This window comes from Methylobacterium nodulans ORS 2060 (genome assembly GCF_000022085.1).
Classification (GTDB): Bacteria; Pseudomonadota; Alphaproteobacteria; order Rhizobiales; family Beijerinckiaceae; genus Methylobacterium; species Methylobacterium nodulans.
This window is the reverse complement of the sequence record NC_011894.1, coordinates 7559656-7582508: the sequence shown is the minus strand read 5'-3', so window position 1 is coordinate 7582508 and position 22853 is coordinate 7559656. Positions and strand designations below refer to the sequence as shown.

Here is a 22853-nt window from a genome sequence, read left to right as displayed (position 1 = left end):
AACACCACCGACCCAGCACCATCGGCACCTGACCGAACCATCGTCCTCACTGCGCGTTATCGCTATGTCCTCATCTAAGTTGGTAAGTTGGGAGGGGGCAAGCTATGATGCATCAGCGGATATACGAGAGCCCTCAAGCGCCCGCCTCGTGCCCCGTTGAGGACATCGTAGCAGCCTACCTCAGGCTGGCCGAAGGCGATGTCGCCCTTGCGTTCAGGTGGGCTGTCACAGATGCCCTGGCTGATCTCCTAGCGGCTGACAGACGTACCCGAGAGCGTAGCCGGCTTATTTCCAGGGGCTACACAAAAGGGCATCTCAGCGATTTCTGACGGGTCATGAGAGCTCGTGCGCTCTGCCCTCACCGGCTACGCCGAGTTAGCACTTAGCGTAGCCGTTGAACAAGGTACCCATATTGCGCACTTAGCGCGCCGAGATTGCTGCTGAGTTCGAGAGACCTGACCCGATGAAAGCGAGTGATGCTGAGGATAATGTCCGCAGCCTGCGTGTCGCCTTCCAATTCACTTATCCGAGCCAGCCTGCCGCACTCTGCAGCGAGGTTCTCATGGACGAGCACGGCTGCACTCAGCTTCATATGTAACCTCTCAATCTTGCCGATCATGATTTTGCCTATCAGCAGATGTGTCCTGCCTCTCGTGTGAAATCGCTTGCTGGCCTGGGTGGGTAAAAACTGGCCAATGCTCAGCCAATGCACGCGCTGCGCCCGCCAATACAGGATCGTAGATGCTTCCGAAGGAGGGAACATGCGGGTCTACGGCTATAAAGCTTGTCTTTGATCCAGCCAACGGCGAAGTCCTCGTGGAGCACGGGATAAGGGCCTGACTGGGTTAACGACGCATCCAGAGCGATGTTGCTCGGCTACCCCGGAGGGGCACCATTTAGCTCTGAGCCCCTGCCAAGCTGGTGACTCCTTGGCGGGGCTCATGAAGACGGGGAAGTTTGGGCCAGTTCTCTGGGCTGGCCCTGTGACGCTCAGTGGGCCGGGTGGTCACGAGAGAGTCAACGTGGCGGAGAACACTCAAGCATCGCCAGCCGTGACCCTGACGCGATCCTCAACGCGACCTTCGGCAGTGGTCTGTCGGCCAAGCGGGTGGACGGCCGGGTCATTCTCACATTGCCGGGCGGTGGCGAGATGTCATTCGAGGCGGCTGTCAGGAGCGGCATCATCACCGTGAGGGGCGCCTGAGAGGACACCCTTATTTCGACCCTTATTTCCACCTACAAGACCCGCGCCACGAACCCGCAAGCATGGAGGAGATGCCATGTTGGCGCTTGACGCTTACAACGTCTTTCGTCGCAAGCACGAACCCGCTCTGAACTGCGCCGTCCGGCAGGATCGACCGGTACCGGATTTCGTCCGAGGCGACACCTGGGACTACGCGGGTACCGTCCAGACCTCTGGCCAAACACCTGCTGGCTTCAAACCTGAGGCCGCGAGAGAGGCGACGACATGTAGGGGCTACTACCTGTTCTACGCGCTGAACACCTGACAGCAGAACGCCCGGCGAAGGGAAGACCTTTCCGGGCGCTCGCTATGAGGCGGTTATATCGAAGTGAGCGATATCCTGTGACCGTCCTATCTATCCTGCCAGCATCGAGGCTGACAGCAAGAAAACTTCCACCGCGAACCGGTGTTCCAGCTTGGCGATAACTTATCGCTCTAATACCTAGTTGGAGTGACAATCTATACCATACGCGAAGCGGTCAGGTTTGTTCTATTAACCTAGATTACGACCATACCTAGTACATCAACTTAGTTTTTAACCCATGCAAACATTGCTTCTGCTGCGCTTGCACGGCCCTCAGGCTCCCATCCACACCACCTTGAACCGCTCCTGGCCGGCTGTGGCATTCATGGCCTTGCAGGTAGTGCGGGCCTGCTCCTCCGAGAAGAAGGTCATCTTGACGATCGGTCGGCGGAAGCCCGTGTCCACGAGGTACCAGGGCTTGCCAGTGGAGGCGGTCTGTAGCGTGCTGAGGGTGTGGGTATGGGTATGCGTATCAGGCATCTCGCCTCTCCGGTCACACCTTGGAGCTGCCGGCAGCGTATCTGAGTCGTTGGGCCGTCACCCCATCAAACGACGCTACCAGGGCCGCCGCACACCGGTCTCGTAGAACTCGCGGAAGCGATAGAAATTGTCACGCGAGTAGCCCATCAGCTTGCAGGCTTGGCTGACGTTGCCGAGCTGCTTGGCCGGCTCCAGCAGGCCGACCTTGGCCCGGATGACCTTCTGCTCCTTCGTCATGGCCGGTGTCCTCTCGAACGCCTCAGCTTTGCGACACCGTCCGTCAGATCAAATCCTGACTACTGCACATGAGGCTATGGCCGCGCTGACCTGAGTCTCACGACAAACAATCCACGTTCATCTCAGCCCGAAAGTCCCCCAAGACACAATAGTAAAACCGTGTCGCGGGGGATTTTAGCAGGCACTCAACCCATTCAAGGAAAACTATGACCGACACAGCGAAACTCGTGTCTGCCTTCTGGCGCATCGTAGAGAAGCAGACCATTGAACGAGGGAACACGCTTTCCGATTTCAGTCGCTCTGTAGCTCAATCCATTCTCGACGCCGGCATGGCCGCTTATGATGATCGGGACCATCGCCGTGAGCAGTACCGCGTGGTCTCCGCTCCTACGGGCTCTGGCAAGTCATCCTATGCATGGGCGCTTCTGGCTGCCCTCATAGAAGCCGTCCCGGGCTCCTCTGCGGTGTTCCTGTGCGAAACCATAAACCAGTGTGAGGACACGTATAGGGAGCTGCTGAAGCTGGTCGATGCTGGTGATCTCGCCATCTGGACGAGTGCCCACGATGCAGCGAAGTCACTGGAGGACATTGAAAGAGCTTATCACTTCACGCCCTCAGCCCAGTTCAGAGCAAACGATCTCCCTGACTATCGGGTTATCGTTGTCACACACAAATTCTACAAGGGCACACGTGGAGCCCTATCACGTGAGTACAATGGCGAAGACCGTACGCTTACCATCATTGATGAGAAGCCCTCGGAGGTCGCCATCTTCGACATCGATGTCGCCGATGTTATGAAAGTCCGTGAATGGGCGTTGGCTGCGGCTCGTATTAATGATGCCTTTGACGCTTTCACTGCTTTACGGACGTACCTCGAAGACGTTTGGGAGTTGGAGCGAACTGGCCCGAAGAACTACAGAGCGCTTCAGCACTCAGACCTTACTTGGTTCTCGTCAGAGCAGGCGAATAGGCTTCGCGAGGAATACGAAGGCCGGGAAGCACCGGACCTGAAGGTGGCGAGCGTCATCGGCTTCGCTCAAGCCCTCGCGAGCGGCTTCGCATTTATGAGCCGCTATCAGAGCAGCAGTCAGGGTGGACGTTTTGTGGGCTACAAGCCTGACCTGCCCATCCGTCCCGGCACGGTGCTACTGGACGCCACGAGTGACATCGACGGAGTGGCCCAGATCGCTCCTTGGCGCATGCTGATGCCAGCCCCCCAGCTCTCGTTTGAGAACCTGACGGTCGCCCATCTCGTACCGCCTGCGGAGGTGATTAAGCCCGGTGAACGGGTATCTCAGATCGTGAAAAAATATCAAAGGGCTGAGCCATACGCGAGGTGGATTAAACAGGCAGTCTGCGAGAACACCGATCCTGGTGAGAAGGTGCTTGTGGTCGTGCAAAAGGCGATGCTGGACCACAACTATCTTCCTGGTGAGAGCGGAAGTTTCGGTGATGATGCCTACGATCTCAATGGTCGGAAGGTCGCCTTTATCAACTGGGGCACTGGAATCGGTTCGAACCGCTGGAAGGACGCTACGAGCGTGTTCCTGTTCGGTGAGTTCCACCTTCCGCAACGGGCCACTGTGGGGACGGCTCTGGGTATCCTGAACGAGCCAGCAGGCGCCTGTGCTCGTCTCTCCAAGATGGGGAGCTCCAACAGCAGGGATGAGGTGTTCTTGACTCTTCGGGAGGGCCATCTGCTGCGCTGGGAGAAGCAGCTTGCGATGCGGGGCAACGCCCGTAACATTACCAGCGATGGTGTCTGTGGTCGGCAGAAGCTGTTTGTGACCTCCGAGTTCTCCCGCTTCCTCCTGCACAAGGACGGCCTCTTCCCAGGAGCTACCTTCACGAAGAGCGAAGAGGCGAGGAAGGCTGAGTTGGCGAAGGGCGGCGCGAAGGCCGTGGCAACGTTGCTGGCCACCACTGATCGAGACTGCATCACCAGCCTTGAGGTGCAGGACGAGACGAGGGTCAGCCTCCAGAAGCATGCCTCTCGCATCCTGGCATCTGAGCCGATGCAAGCGGTTATGGCGCAGGGAGGCTGGACCTTCGTTCGGGGGCGCGGACGGGGGAACCCGAGCAAGTTCGTGAGGGCGGCCGTGAGCCAACAGGCGGACCTCGGTCTGGCTGCATAGGGAGCACCCACAGCCGCACACTCAAATGATCACGCCGCGCCTTCGTGAGAGGAGGCAATGCTTTCTGAGGGCGCGGCAGCAGACCTACACCTGGCCGTGTCCGGGCACGCTGAGGTGCGCTGGACGTGGATTAAGCGACACGCGAGGAATGCGCTGAACGAGCGCGTTGACGAGATCGCGAGCGGGAAAGGTGTTGTCCCGTGTGATCAAGTGCTGCGCGTCCAAACCTGTCACTTTGCGGCACTGTAACGACGACTGCGCCATGCGAGCCTCCGGGGCCGCGCCAGGCACGCACGAGGAGTAACCGTCTTGTTTCAATACCTCAAGCTTGACTCCAAGCTTATTGGCTCAACGGTCCTGGTGAGCGCTCTTGGAATGGTAGCCGCAGCGTCCAACGCCTATGCCATCACCGAGCAAGAGGCGCAGGATATTGCAGTTGAGGCTTACGTGTATTTCTATCCGCTCGTCACCATGGACCTAACGCGCAAGCAGTTAACCAACCTTGAACCGGGCAGAGTTCCGGGCCGCGGTCCAATGAACATGTTCAATAACATCCCGACCTACCCGCCCGCTGATGACAGGACGGTGGTTCGACCGAATTTCGATACGCTCTATTCAATCGCCTATCTGGATCTCACCAAGGAGCCGGTGGTCGTCTCTGTCCCAGACACCGGCGGCCGCTACTACCTGCTGCCGATGCTCGACATGTGGACGGATGTGTTCGCCTCGCCGGGCTGGCGCACCACGGGAACCAAGGCAGGCGAGTTCTTGGTCATGCCGGCTGGGTGGCGACCAGACCTTCGCGACAGGTTCGTTGAGGAGTTCCGGCTGCCAAACGGGACGCAGCGTATTGAGGCTCCGACACCTCACGTCTGGATCATCGGACGCACGAGGACAGACGGTCCAGCCGATTATGACGCGGTGAGAAAGATACAGGCAGGGTTCAAGGTCACGCCGCTATCCGATTGGGGGAAGACACCGCGAGCGCCAGAAATAAAGATCGACTCCAGCGTCGACATGAAGACGCCGCCCAGGGTGCAGGTCGACACAATGCCGTCTGGCAAGTACTTCGCCTATGCAGTAGACCTGTTGAAGATAAATGGCCCTCATTTGACCGATGAGCCTACCATTGCCCGCATGAAGCGCATCGGCCTTGAGGCAGGTAAGAGCTTCGACATCGAAAAGGTCGAACCCGTAATCCGCAAGGCCTTAGAGGCTGCGCCGGAGAGCGCTCAGAAGCTCATGGAATGGAAGGTGAGGTCGCTTGCTCGCGTGACGAACGGCTGGTCTATGAACACCGACACTATGGGCGTATACGGCAACTACTATCTCAAGCGGGCCATTGTGGCGCAGCTTGGCCTCGGCGCTAATCTGCCAGAGGATGCGATCTACCCACTCAACCTTGCAGACGACACCGGTAGGCCACTGGATGGCGGGAACAAGTACGTCATCCACTTTGAGAAGGACGAAACGCCTCCGGTCGCCGCATTCTGGTCAATCACGCTCTACAACTCGGAGGGCTATCAGGTCGCCAACAGCCTGAACCGCTTCGCGGTCAGCAGTTGGATGCCATTCAAATACAATGCGGACGGGTCACTCGACCTCTTCTTTCAGAGCGACAGCCCGGGAGATGACAAAGAGTCCAACTGGCTGCCCGCGCCGAACGGACCATTTAACCTGACCATGAGGCTATACGCCCCGAAGGCAGAGGTCCTGATGGGCAGGTGGAACCCGCCTTCGATTACGAAGCGCGAAGCAGTGTCGAGCCTAACCGCACAATGAATGATCTTAGAGTCCGTTGGGAAAGGGTGGCCAAGAGAAAATGCGGGATGATAGAGCATGTCTGCTCGTCTCGAATGGATGAATGGCCCCTCCTTGGTCTGGACCGCTGCAAATCGGCCGCGCTATGATCGTCGCAGCCAGAGATACCCGAGTGATATGACGAACGACGAGTGGCTCACCCTGGAGCCACTGCTTCCTGTCGCGGAGGGGATCGGGCGGCCCCGGACCTATCCTATTCGGGACATCATGAACGGCATCCGCTACGTGCAGCGGTACGGCATTCCCTGGGATGCCATGCCAAAGGATCTGCCGCCCGCCAGTCTCTGCTACGATTACTGGCGGTTGCTCACCGATGGCGGCCACATGGACCGGATCAACCATCATCTCGTGATGAGGGATCGTGAGAAGTCCGGGAAAGAAGCCAGTCCAACGCTGGCGATTGTGGATGCCCAGGCGGTGAAGTGTGACGCCCCGCAAGGCGAGCGCGGGTACGATGCGGCGAAACAAGTGCTGGGGCGCAAGCGGCATCTGGCGGTCGACAGCGACGGACGCCTGCTTGCGGTGATGATCACTCCGGCCAACGTTCAGGATCAAGAGGGCGGGATCCCGCTCGTCAAGCGCTTGGTTCGTCTCTGTCCCTGGATCAAGACAATCGTGGTGGACGGTGGGTACAAGGCCCGTTTCATTGAGGCGGTTCAGGCTGGCACGAGCCGTGTCGTGGAAGTGGTCGTACGGCCGCAATTTGGGAAGGGCTTTGTGCTTCTGCCGAAACGATGGCGGATTGAGCAAAGCATCGGCGCTCTCACGGTGTCGCGCCGTCTCAAGCTGGATTACGATACGCTGCTTCACATCTCGGCGGCGGCTATGCTTTTCGCCTCTATAACTCGGCTTCTCGCGTCAATCACTATGAAATGACCCTTTCCCAACGGACTCTTACTGAGCGCTGGGGCTGCGGCTTCAGCGCCGTGGAGGCCATCGCTGCGGCCTATCTCGCCATCACGGCAGGTGACCCATCCCTCGCGCTCAGGATGGCCATTGCGGACGCCTTGGCCGACCGGATGGAGGCTGAGAGGCGAACACAGCGGCGCGACCGCCTTCTCCAAGGCTTCGTCAGAGAGGGGGCCTGGAACATGCCTGCACACAAGCATCGTTCCCCTAAATGGCGGTTTGCATCGCCTGCCCCCTCTGCCCTCTAGTCCTTGATCGATATACCTACCTCAGAAGCGAATTTTATCTGCGGCCTGCGTACCCCAGATTCATGGAAGCTGCGGATGATATTTTTCTTCACGATCAAAGAGAAATTTTGCGCTTCTTTCATTTTTTCAATCACAGCATCGAGCTTTTTCCAGTAGGTGTTCCACACGTCAATTCCGGCCCACTCCTCAAGGGGACGGGGTGTCACCTGACCCCACTTCTCGAACTTATCGAGCCGTCTGACACGCTCTTCGAGGTCAAAAACCCCTCTGGTTTTTGGCGAATGTTTCGCAGGTCCTACCATCCACGATCGCCACTCTCTTGGACCCTTCGAGGAGTTGCACCGGCTACATGATGGCACGAGGTTTCTTACCTCGTGAATGTAGCCCGTCGGCCTCTTGTCTCGCACCAACGGATGGAAATGATCCATGGTTGTAGAGCTATCGCCGCAGTAGCAGCACGACTTCGTTGAAGGCGTCATGCCAAGTATCGCCAGTGCCTCCTCAACCTCCTCAGCCGAAGGTTCAATGACAGGTATAATCGCTTGGACAAAGCTGTTTGTAATTGAGGAGGTTCTGCTCAGAATGTTGCCAGGCTTTTTCATTATATCTTCGCCCTCACTGTGCTAAAATTTATGCCAGCACAATCCAGCAGCCTGCTTGCTGCGATTCGAACTAGAATGCTATCTGCTTAAGATAGAGGAACAAAGGCTTCCAAAGAGGTAGAGAGTGCAGCCCGCCCTATGGGCTTGCGGGGCTCTTGCAAGTCGTTCCTTATCCGCCGCGCTCCGGCTCCGCGAACGACTCGCAGAGGTGGCAGGGCTCGTGATTCAAGGCGGCTCTTGCGGCTGGCATCATCAGAGTGAAGGGTGCCTAACTCGCTCCCGCTCCACGGCAGAAGAACGACTAGAGAAGGCGGGCTTGAGCTGGGCCCGCCATTCACGCTTAACCGCCGGAGGCAAGCTTCGCCTTATCAAGCTGGATAAGCCAGCGAAGATGGGATGCCCCTGTGCTAACTAACAAGACCGCTAATTCTAATGGGGGCTGATTCGGCTCCTCTTGTCCCTGTCCGTGACGATAGAACTGTGCCGCAGCAACCCAATCCGTAAAGCCTTGTACGAGCTTGTTTGCAGAGTCCTGAGCCGGCGCATCAGAAGCATAATAGCGCGCAACGAACGGCGATAAGTGCTGTCCAAGTTCAGGTGCGGCAAGTCGCCGAGCGCCTGGAAACGTCAGCTTGAGGACAATCTCGCAAGCCTCAAAAACAGCACGAACGGCGCGCTTACCGTCTGGATCGGTAGCTGATAAAGCCTTATACGCATCTATGAACTCAATCCGGGCACCCGAGTAACGTTTATCCTCAAGCCCCGCCAAAGTTGAAGCCCTTTCAGTCTCAAAATTCTCATCTACCCGCAGGACCACCGATCCGCCAGGTGTGATTCTGTACTTTGCGTTCTGAGAGTCAAAGACTGCCTGAACACCTTTACGCCAAACTTCGGCCGCTCCTGCATTTTCTCTTTGCGCTAGAACAGTGTTCGTAATTGTTATCAAGTCAAGTATGTCCCGTAGTTCTCCATTCTCAAAGAACTCCTCCCAGGCATAGCCCCACCGATTTGGTACGGTAGCCCCGCTCTTAAACCTGAGCTTCTTTACAATGGATTCCGCCGCCTGTTCGGAGATGAATTCCTCGAAAAGCATGTGCAGTTGGACTCGCATCCGGGCTAAGTCCTCTTGGAGTGCCTCAGGCCGGAGATATCGCTCACTGAACAACATGCCGCACACTTCCGCATCGAATACTGCCTGGACGAGCTATGATAGGGCACGGTGAAGCACCAACCGAATCACGGCACATCGTGATGTTAACGGACTGCCAATGGCAGAGCGGCAACGAGCGTGCGCGGTCCACAGGCAAACAGCCAAGAGTGCGCAGAAGGGGATTTCGTGGGAGACGCAAGTGCCTCGTTCCGTCCGTCGATCCCGCGTCAGGCGCTCTGCCTGCACTCGCCAACCACTACAAAAGGCGCTACAAAGGGCTCCTGAAGGCACCGAAAAACATCAACGTTTTCAAGCAAGTGCTCTGGTACGGAGGGTCTCCGGCCGTCCGCACCAGCCTCGTTGAGAATGCGAGTGTCGCCAGCAGGATCCGGCACTCTGCTGTTTCTCGGCGCCCTGCCGCCACAAGGGGCCGTTCCGATGATCTTCCGGAGCCGAGCCCTCGCCCCCGAACGGGAGCTGGTTCGCCCGGAAGGGCGCGTCGCGGCGCCGCGGGACACGCGCCGCAGCGCAAAAACTTAGTCGACATATAGATTGTGCACTGCCATATATCGCCCGCGGCTTCGGGATCGGAGGTCCGGGAACCCACATGCGAAGCGTCGCCGAGCGTAGCGCCGAGATCGAGGGTCGCGTCACGTTTCGAGGGCGCGGCTTGGCGGTCGTGTCGGGCCGCCGCATCTCGCTGATGGTCTGCCCCGTCTGCTCGCAGCGGAATACCTGCTCCGCCAATCCGTCGAGCCGGTGCAACTGGTGCGCCTATGAGCCCCACCTGTCGGATGCCGAGCCTGTTCGACAGGCATGAGCGGCGCTCAGGAGGGCGCCTGTGAGCGAGCCTCACCGCTTCGCGACCTGCGAGGCGATCTCGCACTGATGGTCCAGGAGCGCCTCCGCGTGAGCACGGGGCGCCTGATAGGCAAGGATGTAGAAGCCCGGATGCGGGTCGTTCGGGGAGGTCGCTACGACAGCCAGGCTGGTGGCGCTCAAGCCTCCTCGCGTGGCAGGGAGATGCGCCAGAGCCGCGAACGGGTTGAAGTCCCGCGCATTCATCGCGCCGACCCTCAGGGCATAGTAGTGGTCTCCTTCGAGCCCGAAGGGCAGTCTCGTCCACTTGCTCCCGATCAGCCCGGAGCGGGCGTCCAGAGTCGCGCGGACGCTCGGGTCCACGCAATCCAGGTGGATATGGAGTTGGTCCTGAGATCGGCCGCCTTTCGAGTTCACCGCCAGGGCGACGTCGCTCAACGGCAATCGGCTTTTCAGCGCATCGACGATATATCGGCGCGAGTCCAGGGCGGCTCGCCAGTAGGCGAATCCCTGGGCGGACTGAAGGGCCGGCGCCTCGATTCCGATGATGGGCGTTGTCGGGACCACCAGGACGTGGCTGCGCGCCCCGGGAGGTCGGACCAGGACGTAGCCGGGATCCGTCCTGTCTCCTGCCTTCACCAGAACGCATGGGAACGGCAAGCCCGTCAGCCGCTCGGCGCCAAGGCACGAGCGGACCACGAGCCAGAGTGAGTCGCGTGGGAGCGCCTCAGCGGCGGTGGCCATGACCGCCAGGGCCGCGAGAGACCCGAAAACAGCGCGGATGCTGAAGGGCACGCTGCCTCTCCCTGACGAGGTGATCTCGGGACGCGGCCACAGCCCGGGGGAAGAAGCCGCATGGCGCGCCTCAATCGGTCGCTTCCAACCCGCTCGTCATACAGGGCAGGAGGCGGCCGATCGCTGTGGCATCCTGCGTAGCACCAAGGAGTGCCTAGAGCAGAATCCATTCACTGTGGACCGGCTTCTGCTCCAGGTCTTTGAGTTTGCCGCATTGTCTGCGCCGAACCGGCCTCCACTTCGGCGGGAAGCGCTCCGGTGCCCGCTCCCGCCGCAGCAGATCTGCGAACAATACAGTATACGGCAGTGGCATACAGCGTACTCGAAACTACCAAGTCGACACGAAGACGTGACGCGAAAGTCGACATGTTGCCCGAAGCCCCTCGCTTTCGGCCTTGAAATGAGGGATACTGGTTGCGTCACCGGGCAGGCGACGAATGGCGCCATCGGTGGGGAGGGACAGCACATGTCCCGAGATCAATCCAAGCGAATTATTTCCAGCTCTTCGCATGATGATGGCCCGGTATATCGGGCATACCTGCTCGGCAGCGACGATCGCATCATCGGCGTTGAAGATATTGTTGCGTCTGACGATATCGAGGCGCTCATGCGCGCTCGCTCTCTCGCCGACAGAAATGCGGTGGAGCTTTGGGACAGGGCCCGTCGCATCATACGAGTGGAGCGAAGAACGCACTGACGAGCCGTCTGACGGGCTCTCGACACCTTCGCTGATCTGACGTCGAATACCGACGGCCCAGGCTGCTGACGCAGCGGGCCGTTGACCCGTCTCGAATTTTCTATGCCAAGCCTTTGGCTCGGCGAAAATTCGAGAGCGAAACCAACGGTCATTTTCAATGACCGTTGGTAGAAGACAACGGTTCGAGGATCAGGACGGCTCTCGGCGGGTGCAAGGATGCGTCCATTCGAGCGCTCATCTTCGCATACGAGCGGGCCGCCTATCGCTCCCGGCAGCAGGATCCCGGCCACTGGGAGGTAGAATGTACGACTTGCTCTGGCATGTCCGAGACGAGCAAGGGCTGCCAGTTCAGGCGGTTGGCTGGATACCCTTCCGCCAGCGCAGCAATTCGCCGAGGCTGCAGACGCTCAACGCGCTCCCTCGGAAAGCTCCGGCGTGTCCGCCAAGCGTCCTGCGCAGGCGCTTGGCTGGCCATCGGCGCGAGTGGCGTTGGACCGCGGATCACGTTTTCGCCGCCGCTTCGAGCGCGGCCACGTTGTCTTGCTCGAGGATGGAACGAGGCTCGAAACCCATCACGCGGCTCAGGTCGGCTTGCGGCCCACAGACGCCTTTCGATGCGCAGCCCCGTCGCAAACCAATCGGTCTCGCGGCAATCCAGCGCACGACGCGGTCATTGCCCGACCGTTTGAGTTGCCGGTGCATGATACGCCTCACCCAAGCCGGATGATGTCCAGATCCAATCAAGTTCGCCCTCCCTTTGACTATCAATTTTCTTAGACAAGAATAGCATATGGCAAGCCAGGTCAATTCTGGTCAGCCACGAATACGATGCAATGACAAATCTGAAGCAGCATTAACCAATATCAACGCCAGGCTCTGCAATTGCCATTCATTGCAGGCAGACATAACATATGTTTGTACGATGGCAGACAAATCGGCGAGCTCATCTGGCGAGCACTATCGCCGATGAGGCTCAATGTGCTAGATGGCTGAAAGAATTGGAGCGCGGCGAACAACAGCGAAGCTGCGACGTCCCAATCCACTGCCGCATCGCTGCGTTCATGATGTCACCGGCCGAGCCGTCGTAGCCGATGCGGGAACCGTGACCAAGATACGATGAACCCGCTGACCAGCAAGCTCGAGCACTTTGTCCGGCTCTCCAGCGAGGACAAAGCCGCGCTTGATCGCCTCGCCTCCGAGCAGATGCGAGGGTTCGGTCCTCACACCGACATCGTCCACGAGGGTCAGCCGCCGAAGGTGCTGAGACTGATGCTCTCAGGCTGGGCCTGCCGCTACAAGCTGCTGGAGGATGGCCGCCGTCAGATCGTCGGACTCTTTCTGCCCGGCGATTTCTGCGACCTGAGCATCTTCATCCTGCGTGAGATGGACCACTCCATCGCCGCCATTACCGATGTCACCTTGGCACAGATCTCGGCCGAGACATTCAACGAGATCGCCTTTGCCCAACCTCGCATCATGTACGCGCTATGGTGGGAGTCACTCGTCCGGGAAGCGATTCAGCGGGAGTGGATCGTCAGTCTGGGCAGACGCGACACGGATGAGCGCATTGCTCACCTGTTCTGCGAGCTGTTCATCCGGATGCGGAGCGTGGGGCTGACATCCGGATGCAGCATAGACCTGCCCATGACCCAATCCGAACTGTCCGATATCGTGGGCGTCTCGGCGGTTCATGTGAACCGAACCCTGCAAGCGCTCCGCGCCAGCGGACTGGTCATCCTCAAAGGCAAGACCCTGACGATCCCGAACCTCAATGCGCTGATGGATGCAGCACAGTTCAACACGAACTATCTCCATCTCGATCATGAGGGCGCACACCTCGACGCCACCAACGGGTGATGAAACACCCCTGTCCGACCGCTCCGGGGGAAGGACCGCACCGAGGTTCCGGCTCTCGCTCGATGGGGCAGAAGCTCCCCGGAGCCCGCCCTGCCCCTCGTCCGCCCCCCTCATCGCGACGCGCTTGACTGAACCATCGGCCTCGTGGCGTGTTCATGTTTTGTTCCAACCTGAGTCGGACGGACATTCCATGGCGCAAGCGCGGACACCCCGGAGCCTTGAAGCGTCCACCTCGTGCCCCGTCGAGGACATCGTGGCGGCCTATCTGACGATGACCGCTGGCGACCCTGCCCTGGCCCTCAGATGCGCCGTCACGGATGCCCTGGCCGACCTTCTGGAGGCCGAGCGACGCACGCGGGAGCGCAGCCGCCTCATCGCCAAGGGCCGCCTCGGAAGGCGCCTGGACCACGCCTGACGGGCCGCCCGAGCCCCGCATGCCGGCCTCCCGGATGTGGTCGTTCGCATCGCCTGCCCGCCCTGTCCTCACCGGCAAGGCTCCGACAGGTTCGCACGGCTGGCCGCGGAGATCGGCCCAAAATAGAAACCGACCGGCGTGGAGACCGCCCCGCTCCTCATGCTGAGGCGCGCGCGAAGCGCGCCTCTAAGCGCGCCGGATCGGTGCTCCCATCCACCAGAGCCTCGGACCAGCGGTCAGGCGTGCTTCGAGGCAGAGCGATCTTCGATCGCCTGCACCTCAGCATGAGGGCCGGGGTTGGCTGCCAGAGGGAGCGCCCTTGCGGCCGCCTCAGGTTTCTTCCGTCAGGGTCGGCCCGGCCGGTGGCAACTGAGATGCCGCCGGAACGATGCTGGATCGGATCGCATATGACAGCCCGTGGCGGCACCTCCCGAGAGGGCGGGAGACGAGCCGATCCGTCCCCCGTTGCAAGGCTCGGCACCCGGAGCTCGAAGGGCCGCGAAGGCCGCCGGACCTGTCGCCCGGGCTGACGCGGCTCAGGCTGCCGAAGGGTGGGAAGGCGTGACGCCAAGACTCCGAGCCAAGCCCCGAGCCAAGATTCCGAGGGACCCGCTCCGAGGAACCCCCTCTTGAGGCCGCCGTTGGTCGCCGCACCGATGGCAGCACCCGGAGGAGGACGCAATGAGCATCTTTGGTTCGATCATGTCGAAGATCTTCGGGGGACCGGCGACCGCTCAGGCCGCGGCGCCTCACGCCTCGGAGACCCCGAACGTCACGGCAGGAGGAAGCACCGGAGCCGGAGGGCCTTCAGGATCCGCGAGCCGCGCAGCGGCCCCGTCCATGAGCGGTGCGCCATCCCCCGTTGCCAACAACCCGACCGCCGGCACCCCGGCCACCGTGGACGTGGGCGCGGTGCTGCAGGACCTCGCCGCCAAATCCGGCCAGCAGCTGGACTACAAGCGCTCCATCGTGGATCTGATGAAGCTCCTGGGCCTCGACAGCAGCTTGGCGGCCCGCAAAGAGCTGGCGCGGGAGCTTCATTACGGCGGCGACACCGACGACACCGCCACCATGAACGTCTGGCTGCACAAGCAGGTGATGCAGAAGCTTGCCGAGAATGGCGGGAAGGTGCCGGACGACCTGAAGCACGCCTGAGGTCGACCGTACGGCAGAGCACCCGGCGAGGGCCAGCACCTTGCCGGGCGCCTGTCATCAAGAGCCGCACGATTCAGCCGGGGCCGCGCCATCGCCGGTCGAGCCCGGTTCCGCATCGGAGCGACGGCCCGGCTGCTCTGCAAACGGGTGGATCGCCGGACCGCCGCCCTGCACCGGCCAGCATCCGTGGCCGGCATGTCCGGCCCACGCGCTTCGCAGCCTCGTATGCCAGATACAAAAAGGCCGCCCTTGCGAGCGGCCCGAAGTCTAGGGAGGAAACGCCCTGGAAGGGCAGTACCGGTCTACCGTGTGCCGACCGTTGCCGCGGTGCGAAAACGCACATGCCCTGCAGCAAGTCGCGTCGGCCCTCGTCGCGGTCGACCGGTTCGGCGCCCCGCCGACATCCTCGCGAATGCCGCCCGAGACCTGCCGCCGAAGACAAGGAGGGTTGTCCCTGGGGATCCTGCTGCGGGTATCCGCCGGGGGCGGCATGCGCCCGGGTGGGGGAGGCGCAGTGCCAGGCGGCATCGCCGCGGCCAAGCCAGGGATGCGGGCCTCCGCTCGCACTGCCATCCAGCCTTGCACCTCCGGACACGAAGCCCGGCAACAGAAAGCCTCGCGACGCCGTCGAATGTCACTTGCATCATGATAGTTACTGCGCTATCTAGATCGCCATGCAACGCGCTTCCTTCGGCCACATGCAGTGCCCCATCGCCCGCAGCCTCGAGCGTGTCGGGGAGTGGTGGAGCATTCTCATCCTGCGGGATGCCTTCTACGGCCTGACCCGCTTCGAGCAGTTCCAGACCAGCCTCGGCATCGCGCCCAACATGCTCACCCGGCGTCTGAAGGCCCTCGTCGAGGCCGGGCTCCTGGAGCGGCGGCTCTACCAGCAGCGCCCGCCGCGCCACGAATACGTGCTGACCGAGAAGGGCCGCGACTTCCGGCCCGTCCTCTGGACCCTCCTGGCCTGGGGCAACCGCCACCTCGCGCCGGAAGGCGCCAGCGTCGAGCTCGTCGAGCCGGAGACGGGCGAACTGGTCGACCCCGTGGTGGTCGACCGGCGCACCGGCCGGCTTCTCACCGAGGGCGTGCGCGTCGTGCCCGGCCCTGCGGCCGATGCGCGGCTCCGCCGGCGCTTCGGCGACGGCATCAATCTGTAGCGGGACGAGAACCATGAGCAGCACCGCCACGGTCGACAGGTTTACGGCGAGCGGCGAGCCGGTGCTGCCGCAGGTCGCGTCGCCGCGGGCCTGGAAGCGGCGCCTCATCCCGCTCGCGGCGCTCGCGGCGCTGCTGGGAGCGGGCCTCTACGGCCGCTACTGGTGGGAGACGGGCCGGTTCCTGGAGACGACGGACGACGCCTATGTGGGTGGCGACGTCACGGTGATCGCCAGCAAGGTGCCGGGCTTCGTCGCCGCGGTCGCGGTCGGCGACAACCAGCGGATCCGCGCCGGCGACCTCCTGCTGCGGATCGACGACCGGGACTACCGGGCCGCCCTGGCCCGCGCCGAGGCGGCCGTCGCCGGGCAGGACGCCGCGCTCGCCAACCTGGAGGCCACGCGCGCGTTGCAGCGGGCCGTGATCGCGCAGGCCCGCGCCGACCTCGCCGCCAGCGAAGCCGAGGCCGCCCGGACGGCCTTCGATCTCACCCGCTACCGCCAGCTTTCGGCCAATCAGTACGCGTCCGAGCAGCGCTTCCAGCAGGCCGAGGCGGACCACAAGAAGGCCGCCGCCGCCGTCGAGAAGGCGCATGCCACCCTGGATGCGGCCGAGCGGCAGCTCGCGGTCATCGACACGCAGACGCGTCAGGTGCGGGCGGCGCGGGAGCAGGCCCGGGCGGAGCAGGACATCGCGCGGCTGAACCTCGGCTATACCGAGGTCCGGGCTCCCGTCGATGGCGTGGTCGGCAACCGCAGCGCCCGGACGGGCTCCTACGCCACGGTGGGCGCGAGCCTCGTCTCGCTCGTCCCGGCCGACGGGCTGTGGGTCGACGCGAACTTCAAGGAGAGCCAGCTCGCCCGGATGCGGCCGGGCCAGCGCGTCTCGGTGGTCGCGGACGTGTTGCCGGACGAAACCTTCAGCGGCCATGTCGAGAGCCTCGCTCCCGCCACCGGCGCTCAGTTCAGCATCCTGCCGCCCGAGAACGCCACGGGCAATTTCACCAAGATCGTGCAGCGCGTGCCGGTGCGCATCCGCCTCGACGGCGAGGGCGCCCGCCTCGGCAAGCTGCGCCCGGGCCTGTCGGTCACCGCCACCGTGGACCGGCGCGGCGGGACGGATGCGGCAGAGCCCGCGGACGGCCGCCCCGGGGCGGCCAGGATGGTCATCGGGGAGGCGACGCGGTGAGCGCCGCCCTCGCTCTCCGGCCCGGCGCAGCCGCGCCCCGCCGCGCCGGTGCCGCAGGCGGATCGATCTCGCCCCCGCGCCAGCTGACGGAGGGCCAGAAGATCTTCGCCTTCGCGGCGATGTGCGTCGGCTTCTTCATCGCGCTCCTCGACATCCAGATCGTCTCGGCCTCGCTCAAGGACATCGGCGGGGGGCTCTCGGCGAGCCCCGACGAGGTCGCCTGGGTCCAGACGAGCTATCTCATCGCCGAGATCATCGTGATCCCGCTCTCGGGCTTCCTCGCCCGGGTGATGTCGACGCGCTGGCTGTTCTGCGTCTCGGCGGTCGGCTTCACGGCGACCAGCCTGCTCTGCGGCTGGGCCTGGGACATCGGCAGCATGATCGTGTTCCGGGCGCTCCAGGGCTTCCTCGGCGGCTCGATGATCCCGACCGTGTTCACCACCGCCTTCGCGTTCTTCCCCGGCCGCAAGGTCGTGGTGGCGGCGGCGACCATCGGTGCCCTGTCCTCCCTCGCGCCGACGCTCGGACCGACGGTGGGCGGCTGGATCACCGACAACTACTCCTGGCACTGGCTGTTCTTCGTCAACCTCGTGCCGGGCGTGTTCGTCGCGGTCGTCGTCCCGCTCCTGGTGCGCATCGACGAGCCGGACCTCTCGCTGCTGCGGCAGGCCGATTACCTGGGCATCGCCCTCATGGCCGTGTTCCTCGGCACCCTCGAATATGCCCTTGAGGAAGGCCCGCGCTGGGAGTGGCTGGACGACGAGGCGGTCCGCCTCTGCGCGATCACCGCGCTCGTGACCGGAATCGCCTTCGTCTGGCGCAGCCTCACCTACGCTCATCCGGTCGTCGACCTGACGGCCCTGAAGAGCCGCAACTTCGCGCTCGGCTGCCTCTTCTCGTTCGTCACCGGCGTCGGGATCTTCGCGACCATCTACCTGACGCCGCTCTTCCTCGGGCGGGTGCGGGGCTTCTCGGCCCTGCAGATCGGACTGGCCGTGTTCTCCACGGGCGTGTTCCAGGTGATGGCGATCCCCGCCTACACGCTGTGCGCCAAGCGCTTCGACCTGCGCTGGCTGATGATGTTCGGCCTCGCCCTGTTCGGGCTCAGCATGTGGTCGTTCACGCCCATCACCCACGATTGGGGCTGGCGCGAACTCCTCTGGCCCCAGGCGCTGCGCGGCTTCGCCCAGCAATTCGCCGTCGCCCCGACCGTCACGCTGACGCTCGGCGGCCTTCCCCCGGCCAAGCTCAAGCTCGCTTCGGGCCTGTTCAACCTGATGCGCAACCTCGGCGGCGCGATCGGCATCGCAGCCTGCGGCACGATCCTGAACGACCGCACCAACCTGCACTTCCTGCGCCTCGCCGAGCACCTGACCGCAGCGAATGCCAGCATGACGGACGCACTCGGGCGCATCAGCGCCCGCGCGACCATCGTCCTCGGCGACGCCGCCCACGGGCAGGCGGCCGGTCTTCGCCAGCTCTGGTCGCTCACCTACCGCGAGGCGCAGACGATGACCTACGCCGACGCCTTCCTGGCGATCGCCGCCTGCTTCGCCCTCGCCACTGCGCTGGTGCCGCTGATGCGCAAGGTGGCGCCGCCGCAGGGCCCTTCCGCCGATGCGCATTGAGCGCGACCCGAGGAGATAAGCATGACAGACATCGTCCTGTGCCAGCCGGTGCGCACCGCGATCGGAGCCTATAACGGCAGCCTGAAGGGCATTCCCGCCACCGATCTCGGCGCCGTCGTCGTCCGGGAGACCCTGCGGCGCGCGGGGCTCGATCCCGCCGAGGTCGGCTCGGTCGTGATGGGCAACGTGGTCCAGGCGGGCAACCGCATGAATCCCGCCCGGCAGGCCGCGATCGGCGGCGGCGCGCCGGTCTCGGTGCCGGCGCTGACCGTGAACCGTGTCTGCGGCTCGGGCGCGCAGGCGATCGTCACGGCGGCCCAGCAGATCGTGAGCGGCGAGGTGGAGATCGCGGTGGCGGGCGGCATGGAGAACATGGACCGCGCGCCGTACCTGCTGGAGGGCGGCCGCTGGGGCTACCGCATGGGGCCGGCCCAGATCCTCGACAGCATGCTCACGGACGGGCTGAACGACGCCTTCTCGGGCGAGCATTCGGGCTGGCACACGGATGATCTCGCCGCACGCTGCCAGCTCACCCGCGAGGCGCAGGACCGCTTCGCCGCCCGCTCGCAGCAGCGTTTCGCGGCGGCTCAGGCCGCGGGAGCGTTCGAGGCCGAGATCGTCCCGGTCGAGATCAAGGGCCGCAAGGGCCCCGAGACCTTCGCGACCGACGAGGCGCCGCGGCCCGACACGACGATGGAGATCCTCGCCAGGCTCAAGCCGGCCTTCCGGAAGGACGGGACCATTACGGCGGGGAACGCACCGGGGCTCAACAGCGGCGCCGCCGCGATGATCGTGGCCGCGCGCGGCACCGCCGAGGCGAGAGGCATCGCCCCCTTGGGCCGGCTCGTCGCCTACGGCATCGCCGCCGTCGAACCGGGGCTGTTCGGGCTGGGACCGGTGCCGGCGATCCGCCGGGCGATGGAGCGCGCCGGATGGACGCTCGCGCAGGTGGAGCGGATCGAGATCAACGAGGCCTTCGCGGCCGTGCCGCTGGCCGTGGCCCAGGAGCTTGGCCTGCCCGAAGACATCATCAACGTCGAGGGCGGCGCGATCGCACATGGCCACCCGATCGGCGCGACGGGCGCCGTCCTGACCACGCGCCTGCTGCATTCCATGCGCCGTGACGGCCTTCGGCGGGGCGTCGTGACGCTCTGCATCGGCGGCGGCCAAGGCATCGCGCTGGCGCTCGAAGCGCTCTGAGGCGCCCGGGATCAACTCACGGCAGCGGACCGCCGATGGCGGTCCGCCTCCGCATCGGCCGGGGCGCGGAGGTGATGCGCCTTCCGGCGGGACCATCGGCCGCCCTCCGCGCGGAAGCCGACGCAAGAGCCGACGAGCCGGCCCACCTCAGCATGAGCAGCGGGGCGGCTGCCACGCAGGTCAGCTTCGATTGAGTTCACCACCGGTCGAGCCGCCCCTAACGGATGAAACCGACCGCAAGGCCCCCGATGGCAGCCCCACCGGTCCTCATGCTGAGGTGCTCCTGGCGATCGAAGATCGCACGGAGCCTCGAAGCACCCCGGACCGGTGCTCCTGCTCACCCTGATCTTGGACGAACGTTCAGGCGTGCTTCGAGGCAGCCTGCGCGATCTTCGATCGCCAACACCTCAGCATGAGGAGCAGAGCGGCTGCCACGCAGGTCAGGTTCGATTTAGGCCAGAGAGATTTCGCGCCGCATGCACCGTCAGGCGTTCACGCCGCCGTCGACCGTGAGCCCCGTTCCGGTGATCTGCCGGGCGGCGGGGCTGGCCAGGAAAGCGACCGCTGCGGCGACATCGTCCGCGGTCCCGTAGTGGCCGAGCGCGATCAGCGCCCGCTGCGCGTCGGCTTGGGTTCCATCCGCGGGGTTCATGTCGGTGTCGGTCGGGCCCGGGTGGACAAGGTTGACCGTGATGCCGCGCGGTCCGAGCTCGCGCGCCAGGCCCCGCGTGAACGAGATCAGGGCCGATTTCGACATGGAATAGACCGTCACCCCACCGAAGGCGACCCGCTCGGCCAGGCAAGAGCCGATGGAGATGATCCGGCCGCCCTCCTTCAGGTGCGGGATCGCGGCCTGCGAGGCGAGCACGACCGAGCGGATGTTGACCGCCAGGATGGCATCGATGTCGGCGAGGCTCATCTCCGCGAGCGGCCCGCCGCGCGCGATGCCGGCATTATTGACCAGGATGTCGAGGCCGCCGAGTTGCGAGGCCGCCTCGTCCACCGAGCGCCTCACAGCCGCAGGATCGGCACTGTCGGCCTGGATGGCAAAGCCGCGTCGCCCTTGCTCCTCGACGGCGCGCACGACCTCGGCGGCGCGCTCCACCGACCGCTCGTAGGTGATGGCGACGTCCGCACCTCGCGCGGCGAGGGTGCCAGCGATTGCGGCGCCGATGCCGCGCGCGGCGCCCGTCACGAGGGCGCGTTTGCCTGTCAGCTCAACCATCGCTCAGCCTTTCTGTAGTGATCGACACAGAAATGCATATGAGCGTTGCGGCCAGCCGTCAAGCAATTTATGTAGCGAACGATGCAGAATTCATCCCGCACCCCGTCTGCCAAGCGTGCGACGGTGTCCAGGAGCCGTGGCCGCCCGCGCGCCTTCGATCGCGAGGCGGCTCTCGCGCAGGCCATGCGCCTGTTCTGGCACAAGGGCTACGCTGCCACCTCGATCTCCGACCTGACCGAGACCATGGGCATCGGCTCGCCGAGCCTCTACGCGGCCTTCGGCTCCAAGGAAGCGCTCTACGCGGAGGCGCTGCGCCACTACGGCGAGCAGTACGAGCCCCGCGTCTGGGGGAACTTCGCGGCGGCTGCCACGGCGCGCGACGCGGTCGAGGCGCTCCTGATGGACACGGCCGCCGCCCTGACGCAGGCGTGCGGGCGCGATGACCCTCTCGGCTGCATGGTGACGCTTTCGGCCGTCGGCGGCGAGGGAAGCGCCGAGCTTGGCGATCTCGTGCACGCGGCGCGCGCCCGCAATCTGGCACGGGTCGAAGCGCGGCTTGCCCGCGCGGCGGCCGAGGGCGAGCTGCCGCAATCGCTCGACACCGGCGCGCTCGCCCGCCTCGTCCTCACCGTCCAGGGCGGGATGTCACTCCAGGCGCGTGACGGCGCGAGCCGGGCCGAGCTGGAAGCGGTGGCTCGGATGATGATGGCCGGGTGGGATGCGCGCGTCGCGGGCTGAGGGACACTCGGGCCATTGGCCGCGCGGTGCGGCCAGGGCGGGCGGCCAGGGCGGGCTCCGCCTCGCCGACCACGGCCACGATCCTGAATCCGCCACCGTCCACCGGCGCCTCGCCGCTTGCACAGGCCAGCCACGCCCCTCGGAACAAGAGGACACCCTCACCGTTGAACGACCTCGCATTCCCCCTTGGGAAAGATGAACGGTTGTTCAACTTGGAGGTGCTCATGAAGCGCGCATTGTCTGCTGCAGCAGCTCTGACCCTAATCGGAGGGGCCGCTCTCGCGCAGACCGTCACGATCACCGAGGAGCCGGTCGAGATTGCCCCGCCTCAGCGCGTGATCATCAAGAAGTACGTCACCGAGCAGCGCGTGGCGCCCGTGCGCATTCGGGAACGCGTGACGGTCGGCTCGACGCTCCCGGCCGACATCGACCTTCATCCGCTGCCCCCGACCGTGATCGAGGAGAGCCCGCGCCTGAAGGGCTACAGCTACGTGACGTCGGGCGACGACATCTACGTGGTCGAGCCGCGCACCCGCCGCATCATCACCACCATCGACTGACCCCGAACCCGCGCGCTGCCGGACCACGTAAAGCCGCAGCGCCGCCCATGGACCGGGAGCGCGGGCGCGCCCCGGCCCGACCGTAAGCCATCCCGGTCCGGCTGCCAGGTCACGGCCGCCTCCAGGCCGTGCCACGCGATTCACGTCGTGCCCGGCACCGGAGCAATCCCGTTCCCGCCCCGCCCTCATCGTCAGGTCCGCAGGCGCCGCATCGCTCTCGGCAAAGGATTCGTGGCCCCGATCCGGGCCAGCACCGGCTCCATGCCCTTCAGGCCAAGTTGTCGGCGTC

General features: G+C 63.8%; 22 protein-coding genes and 2 pseudogenes. 16 read left to right on the top strand and 8 right to left on the bottom strand.

Annotated features, from left to right (window positions below; translation table 11 throughout):
* Positions 1–104: 104 nt before the first annotated feature.
* The gene (locus MNOD_RS50810; RefSeq protein WP_015933785.1) at positions 105–329 is read left to right on the top strand and encodes a hypothetical protein; all 225 of its coding nucleotides are present in this window, start codon (positions 105–107) and stop codon (positions 327–329) included.
* A gap of 951 nt (positions 330–1280) precedes the next feature.
* Positions 1281–1508: a hypothetical protein gene (locus MNOD_RS35430; RefSeq protein ID WP_015933783.1), complete on the top strand. Its 228-nt coding sequence runs from the start codon at positions 1281–1283 to the stop codon at positions 1506–1508.
* A gap of 312 nt (positions 1509–1820) precedes the next feature.
* Here the strand turns inward: MNOD_RS35430 and MNOD_RS35425 are convergent, their stop codons facing one another.
* Positions 1821–2027: a hypothetical protein gene (locus MNOD_RS35425; RefSeq protein ID WP_015933782.1), complete on the bottom strand. Its 207-nt coding sequence runs from the start codon at positions 2025–2027 to the stop codon at positions 1821–1823.
* A 93-nt stretch (positions 2028–2120) separates the two neighbouring features.
* Positions 2121–2264, bottom strand: a pseudogene (locus tag MNOD_RS44570) (helix-turn-helix domain-containing protein); the annotation flags it as partial.
* A gap of 206 nt (positions 2265–2470) precedes the next feature.
* On the opposite strand from MNOD_RS44570, the gene MNOD_RS35415 reads away from it, so the two are divergent.
* From MNOD_RS35415 to MNOD_RS35405, 3 genes are all read left to right on the top strand, one after another.
* Positions 2471–4399, top strand: coding sequence for a DEAD/DEAH box helicase family protein (locus tag MNOD_RS35415; protein WP_015933780.1), 1929 nt, complete (start codon positions 2471–2473; stop codon positions 4397–4399).
* A gap of 375 nt (positions 4400–4774) precedes the next feature.
* Positions 4775–6181, top strand: coding sequence for a DUF1254 domain-containing protein (locus MNOD_RS35410; protein WP_083786708.1), 1407 nt, complete (start codon positions 4775–4777; stop codon positions 6179–6181).
* A gap of 57 nt (positions 6182–6238) precedes the next feature.
* Positions 6239–7096, top strand: a complete 858-nt coding sequence (locus MNOD_RS35405) for an IS5-like element ISMno12 family transposase (protein WP_015927380.1) — start codon at positions 6239–6241, stop codon at positions 7094–7096.
* Positions 7097–7373: 277 nt separating this feature from the next.
* Here MNOD_RS35405 and MNOD_RS49600 read toward each other — a convergent pair whose 3' ends face one another.
* From MNOD_RS49600 to MNOD_RS35400, 4 genes and pseudogenes are all read right to left on the bottom strand, one after another.
* The gene (locus MNOD_RS49600; RefSeq protein ID WP_244424625.1) at positions 7374–7679 is read right to left on the bottom strand and encodes a hypothetical protein; all 306 of its coding nucleotides are present in this window, start codon (positions 7677–7679) and stop codon (positions 7374–7376) included.
* Positions 7680–7709: 30 nt separating this feature from the next.
* Positions 7710–7856 (bottom strand): annotated as a pseudogene (locus MNOD_RS50805) (HNH endonuclease); the annotation flags it as partial.
* 463 nt (positions 7857–8319) lie between these two features.
* Positions 8320–9072 carry a hypothetical protein gene (locus MNOD_RS44560; RefSeq protein WP_244424624.1) on the bottom strand — a complete coding sequence of 251 codons (753 nt, stop codon included), beginning with the start codon at positions 9070–9072 and terminating at the stop codon, positions 8320–8322.
* Between the two features lie 909 nt (positions 9073–9981).
* Positions 9982–10743: a CDP-diacylglycerol diphosphatase gene (locus tag MNOD_RS35400; protein ID WP_015933775.1), complete on the bottom strand. Its 762-nt coding sequence runs from the start codon at positions 10741–10743 to the stop codon at positions 9982–9984.
* Positions 10744–11209: 466 nt separating this feature from the next.
* Between MNOD_RS35400 and MNOD_RS44550 the strand changes: the two genes are divergently transcribed.
* Complete coding sequence (locus MNOD_RS44550; RefSeq protein WP_083786707.1) at positions 11210–11440, top strand: hypothetical protein; 231 nt, start codon at positions 11210–11212, stop codon at positions 11438–11440.
* Between the two features lie 501 nt (positions 11441–11941).
* Here the strand turns inward: MNOD_RS44550 and MNOD_RS47405 are convergent.
* Positions 11942–12142 carry a hypothetical protein gene (locus MNOD_RS47405; protein ID WP_015933773.1) on the bottom strand — a complete coding sequence of 67 codons (201 nt, stop codon included), beginning with the start codon at positions 12140–12142 and terminating at the stop codon, positions 11942–11944.
* Between the two features lie 414 nt (positions 12143–12556).
* Here MNOD_RS47405 and MNOD_RS35395 point away from each other — a divergent pair, with 414 nt between their 5' ends.
* The 8 genes from MNOD_RS35395 (at position 12557) to MNOD_RS48625 (ending at position 20235) form a co-directional block, all read left to right on the top strand.
* Positions 12557–13297 (top strand): Crp/Fnr family transcriptional regulator, encoded by a 741-nt coding sequence (locus MNOD_RS35395; RefSeq protein ID WP_015933772.1) that lies wholly within the window; start codon positions 12557–12559, stop codon positions 13295–13297.
* A gap of 190 nt (positions 13298–13487) precedes the next feature.
* Complete coding sequence (locus MNOD_RS35390) at positions 13488–13712, top strand: hypothetical protein (RefSeq protein ID WP_015933771.1); 225 nt, start codon at positions 13488–13490, stop codon at positions 13710–13712.
* 681 nt (positions 13713–14393) lie between these two features.
* Positions 14394–14867 carry a DUF3597 domain-containing protein gene (locus tag MNOD_RS35385; protein ID WP_015933770.1) on the top strand — a complete coding sequence of 158 codons (474 nt, stop codon included), beginning with the start codon at positions 14394–14396 and terminating at the stop codon, positions 14865–14867.
* 674 nt (positions 14868–15541) lie between these two features.
* On the top strand, positions 15542–16027 hold the full coding sequence (locus MNOD_RS35380; protein WP_015933769.1) for a winged helix-turn-helix transcriptional regulator: 486 nt from the start codon (positions 15542–15544) through the stop codon (positions 16025–16027).
* A 13-nt stretch (positions 16028–16040) separates the two neighbouring features.
* A complete protein-coding gene (locus MNOD_RS35375) occupies positions 16041–17213 on the top strand; it encodes an HlyD family secretion protein (RefSeq protein ID WP_015933768.1) in 1173 nt (390 codons plus the stop codon).
* Positions 17210–18841, top strand: coding sequence for a DHA2 family efflux MFS transporter permease subunit (locus MNOD_RS35370; RefSeq protein ID WP_015933767.1), 1632 nt, complete (start codon positions 17210–17212; stop codon positions 18839–18841). Before MNOD_RS35375 ends, MNOD_RS35370 begins: the two co-directional genes overlap by 4 nt.
* 21 nt (positions 18842–18862) lie before the next feature.
* Positions 18863–20041, top strand: a complete 1179-nt coding sequence (locus MNOD_RS35365) for a thiolase family protein (RefSeq protein ID WP_015933766.1) — start codon at positions 18863–18865, stop codon at positions 20039–20041.
* Positions 20042–20076: 35 nt separating this feature from the next.
* Positions 20077–20235 carry a hypothetical protein gene (locus MNOD_RS48625; RefSeq protein WP_015933765.1) on the top strand — a complete coding sequence of 53 codons (159 nt, stop codon included), beginning with the start codon at positions 20077–20079 and terminating at the stop codon, positions 20233–20235.
* Between the two features lie 290 nt (positions 20236–20525).
* Here the strand turns inward: MNOD_RS48625 and MNOD_RS35360 are convergent, their stop codons facing one another.
* Entirely contained in the window at positions 20526–21266 is a 741-nt protein-coding gene (locus MNOD_RS35360) for an SDR family oxidoreductase (protein WP_015933764.1), read from the bottom strand.
* 81 nt (positions 21267–21347) lie between these two features.
* On the opposite strand from MNOD_RS35360, the gene MNOD_RS35355 reads away from it, so the two are divergent.
* Complete coding sequence (locus MNOD_RS35355) at positions 21348–22004, top strand: TetR/AcrR family transcriptional regulator (protein ID WP_015933763.1); 657 nt, start codon at positions 21348–21350, stop codon at positions 22002–22004.
* A 224-nt stretch (positions 22005–22228) separates the two neighbouring features.
* Complete coding sequence (locus tag MNOD_RS35350) at positions 22229–22564, top strand: DUF1236 domain-containing protein (protein WP_015933762.1); 336 nt, start codon at positions 22229–22231, stop codon at positions 22562–22564.
* Positions 22565–22853: the final 289 nt, after the last annotated feature.

Excerpts from the sequence above, each read along its gene's own strand:
- MNOD_RS44560 (WP_244424624.1), bottom strand. The coding sequence starts at position 9,072 with ATGCTTTTCGAGGAATTCATCTCCGAACAGGCGGCGGAATCCATTGTA.
- MNOD_RS35355 (WP_015933763.1), top strand. The coding sequence starts at position 21,348 with ATGCAGAATTCATCCCGCACCCCGTCTGCCAAGCGTGCGACGGTGTCC.
- MNOD_RS35395 (WP_015933772.1), top strand. The coding sequence starts at position 12,557 with ATGAACCCGCTGACCAGCAAGCTCGAGCACTTTGTCCGGCTCTCCAGC.
- MNOD_RS50810 (WP_015933785.1), top strand. The coding sequence starts at position 105 with ATGATGCATCAGCGGATATACGAGAGCCCTCAAGCGCCCGCCTCGTGC.
- MNOD_RS35430 (WP_015933783.1), top strand. The coding sequence starts at position 1,281 with ATGTTGGCGCTTGACGCTTACAACGTCTTTCGTCGCAAGCACGAACCC.
- MNOD_RS35360 (WP_015933764.1), bottom strand. The coding sequence starts at position 21,266 with ATGGTTGAGCTGACAGGCAAACGCGCCCTCGTGACGGGCGCCGCGCGC.
- MNOD_RS35425 (WP_015933782.1), bottom strand. The coding sequence starts at position 2,027 with ATGCCTGATACGCATACCCATACCCACACCCTCAGCACGCTACAGACC.
- MNOD_RS48625 (WP_015933765.1), top strand. The coding sequence starts at position 20,077 with ATGGCGGTCCGCCTCCGCATCGGCCGGGGCGCGGAGGTGATGCGCCTT.
- MNOD_RS35415 (WP_015933780.1), top strand. The coding sequence starts at position 2,471 with ATGACCGACACAGCGAAACTCGTGTCTGCCTTCTGGCGCATCGTAGAG.
- MNOD_RS35350 (WP_015933762.1), top strand. The coding sequence starts at position 22,229 with ATGAAGCGCGCATTGTCTGCTGCAGCAGCTCTGACCCTAATCGGAGGG.
- MNOD_RS35385 (WP_015933770.1), top strand. The coding sequence starts at position 14,394 with ATGAGCATCTTTGGTTCGATCATGTCGAAGATCTTCGGGGGACCGGCG.
- MNOD_RS35375 (WP_015933768.1), top strand. The coding sequence starts at position 16,041 with ATGAGCAGCACCGCCACGGTCGACAGGTTTACGGCGAGCGGCGAGCCG.
- MNOD_RS35390 (WP_015933771.1), top strand. The coding sequence starts at position 13,488 with ATGGCGCAAGCGCGGACACCCCGGAGCCTTGAAGCGTCCACCTCGTGC.
- MNOD_RS35410 (WP_083786708.1), top strand. The coding sequence starts at position 4,775 with ATGGTAGCCGCAGCGTCCAACGCCTATGCCATCACCGAGCAAGAGGCG.
- MNOD_RS49600 (WP_244424625.1), bottom strand. The coding sequence starts at position 7,679 with ATGGTAGGACCTGCGAAACATTCGCCAAAAACCAGAGGGGTTTTTGAC.
- MNOD_RS35380 (WP_015933769.1), top strand. The coding sequence starts at position 15,542 with ATGCAACGCGCTTCCTTCGGCCACATGCAGTGCCCCATCGCCCGCAGC.
- MNOD_RS35365 (WP_015933766.1), top strand. The coding sequence starts at position 18,863 with ATGACAGACATCGTCCTGTGCCAGCCGGTGCGCACCGCGATCGGAGCC.
- MNOD_RS47405 (WP_015933773.1), bottom strand. The coding sequence starts at position 12,142 with ATGCACCGGCAACTCAAACGGTCGGGCAATGACCGCGTCGTGCGCTGG.
- MNOD_RS44550 (WP_083786707.1), top strand. The coding sequence starts at position 11,210 with ATGTCCCGAGATCAATCCAAGCGAATTATTTCCAGCTCTTCGCATGAT.
- MNOD_RS35405 (WP_015927380.1), top strand. The coding sequence starts at position 6,239 with ATGTCTGCTCGTCTCGAATGGATGAATGGCCCCTCCTTGGTCTGGACC.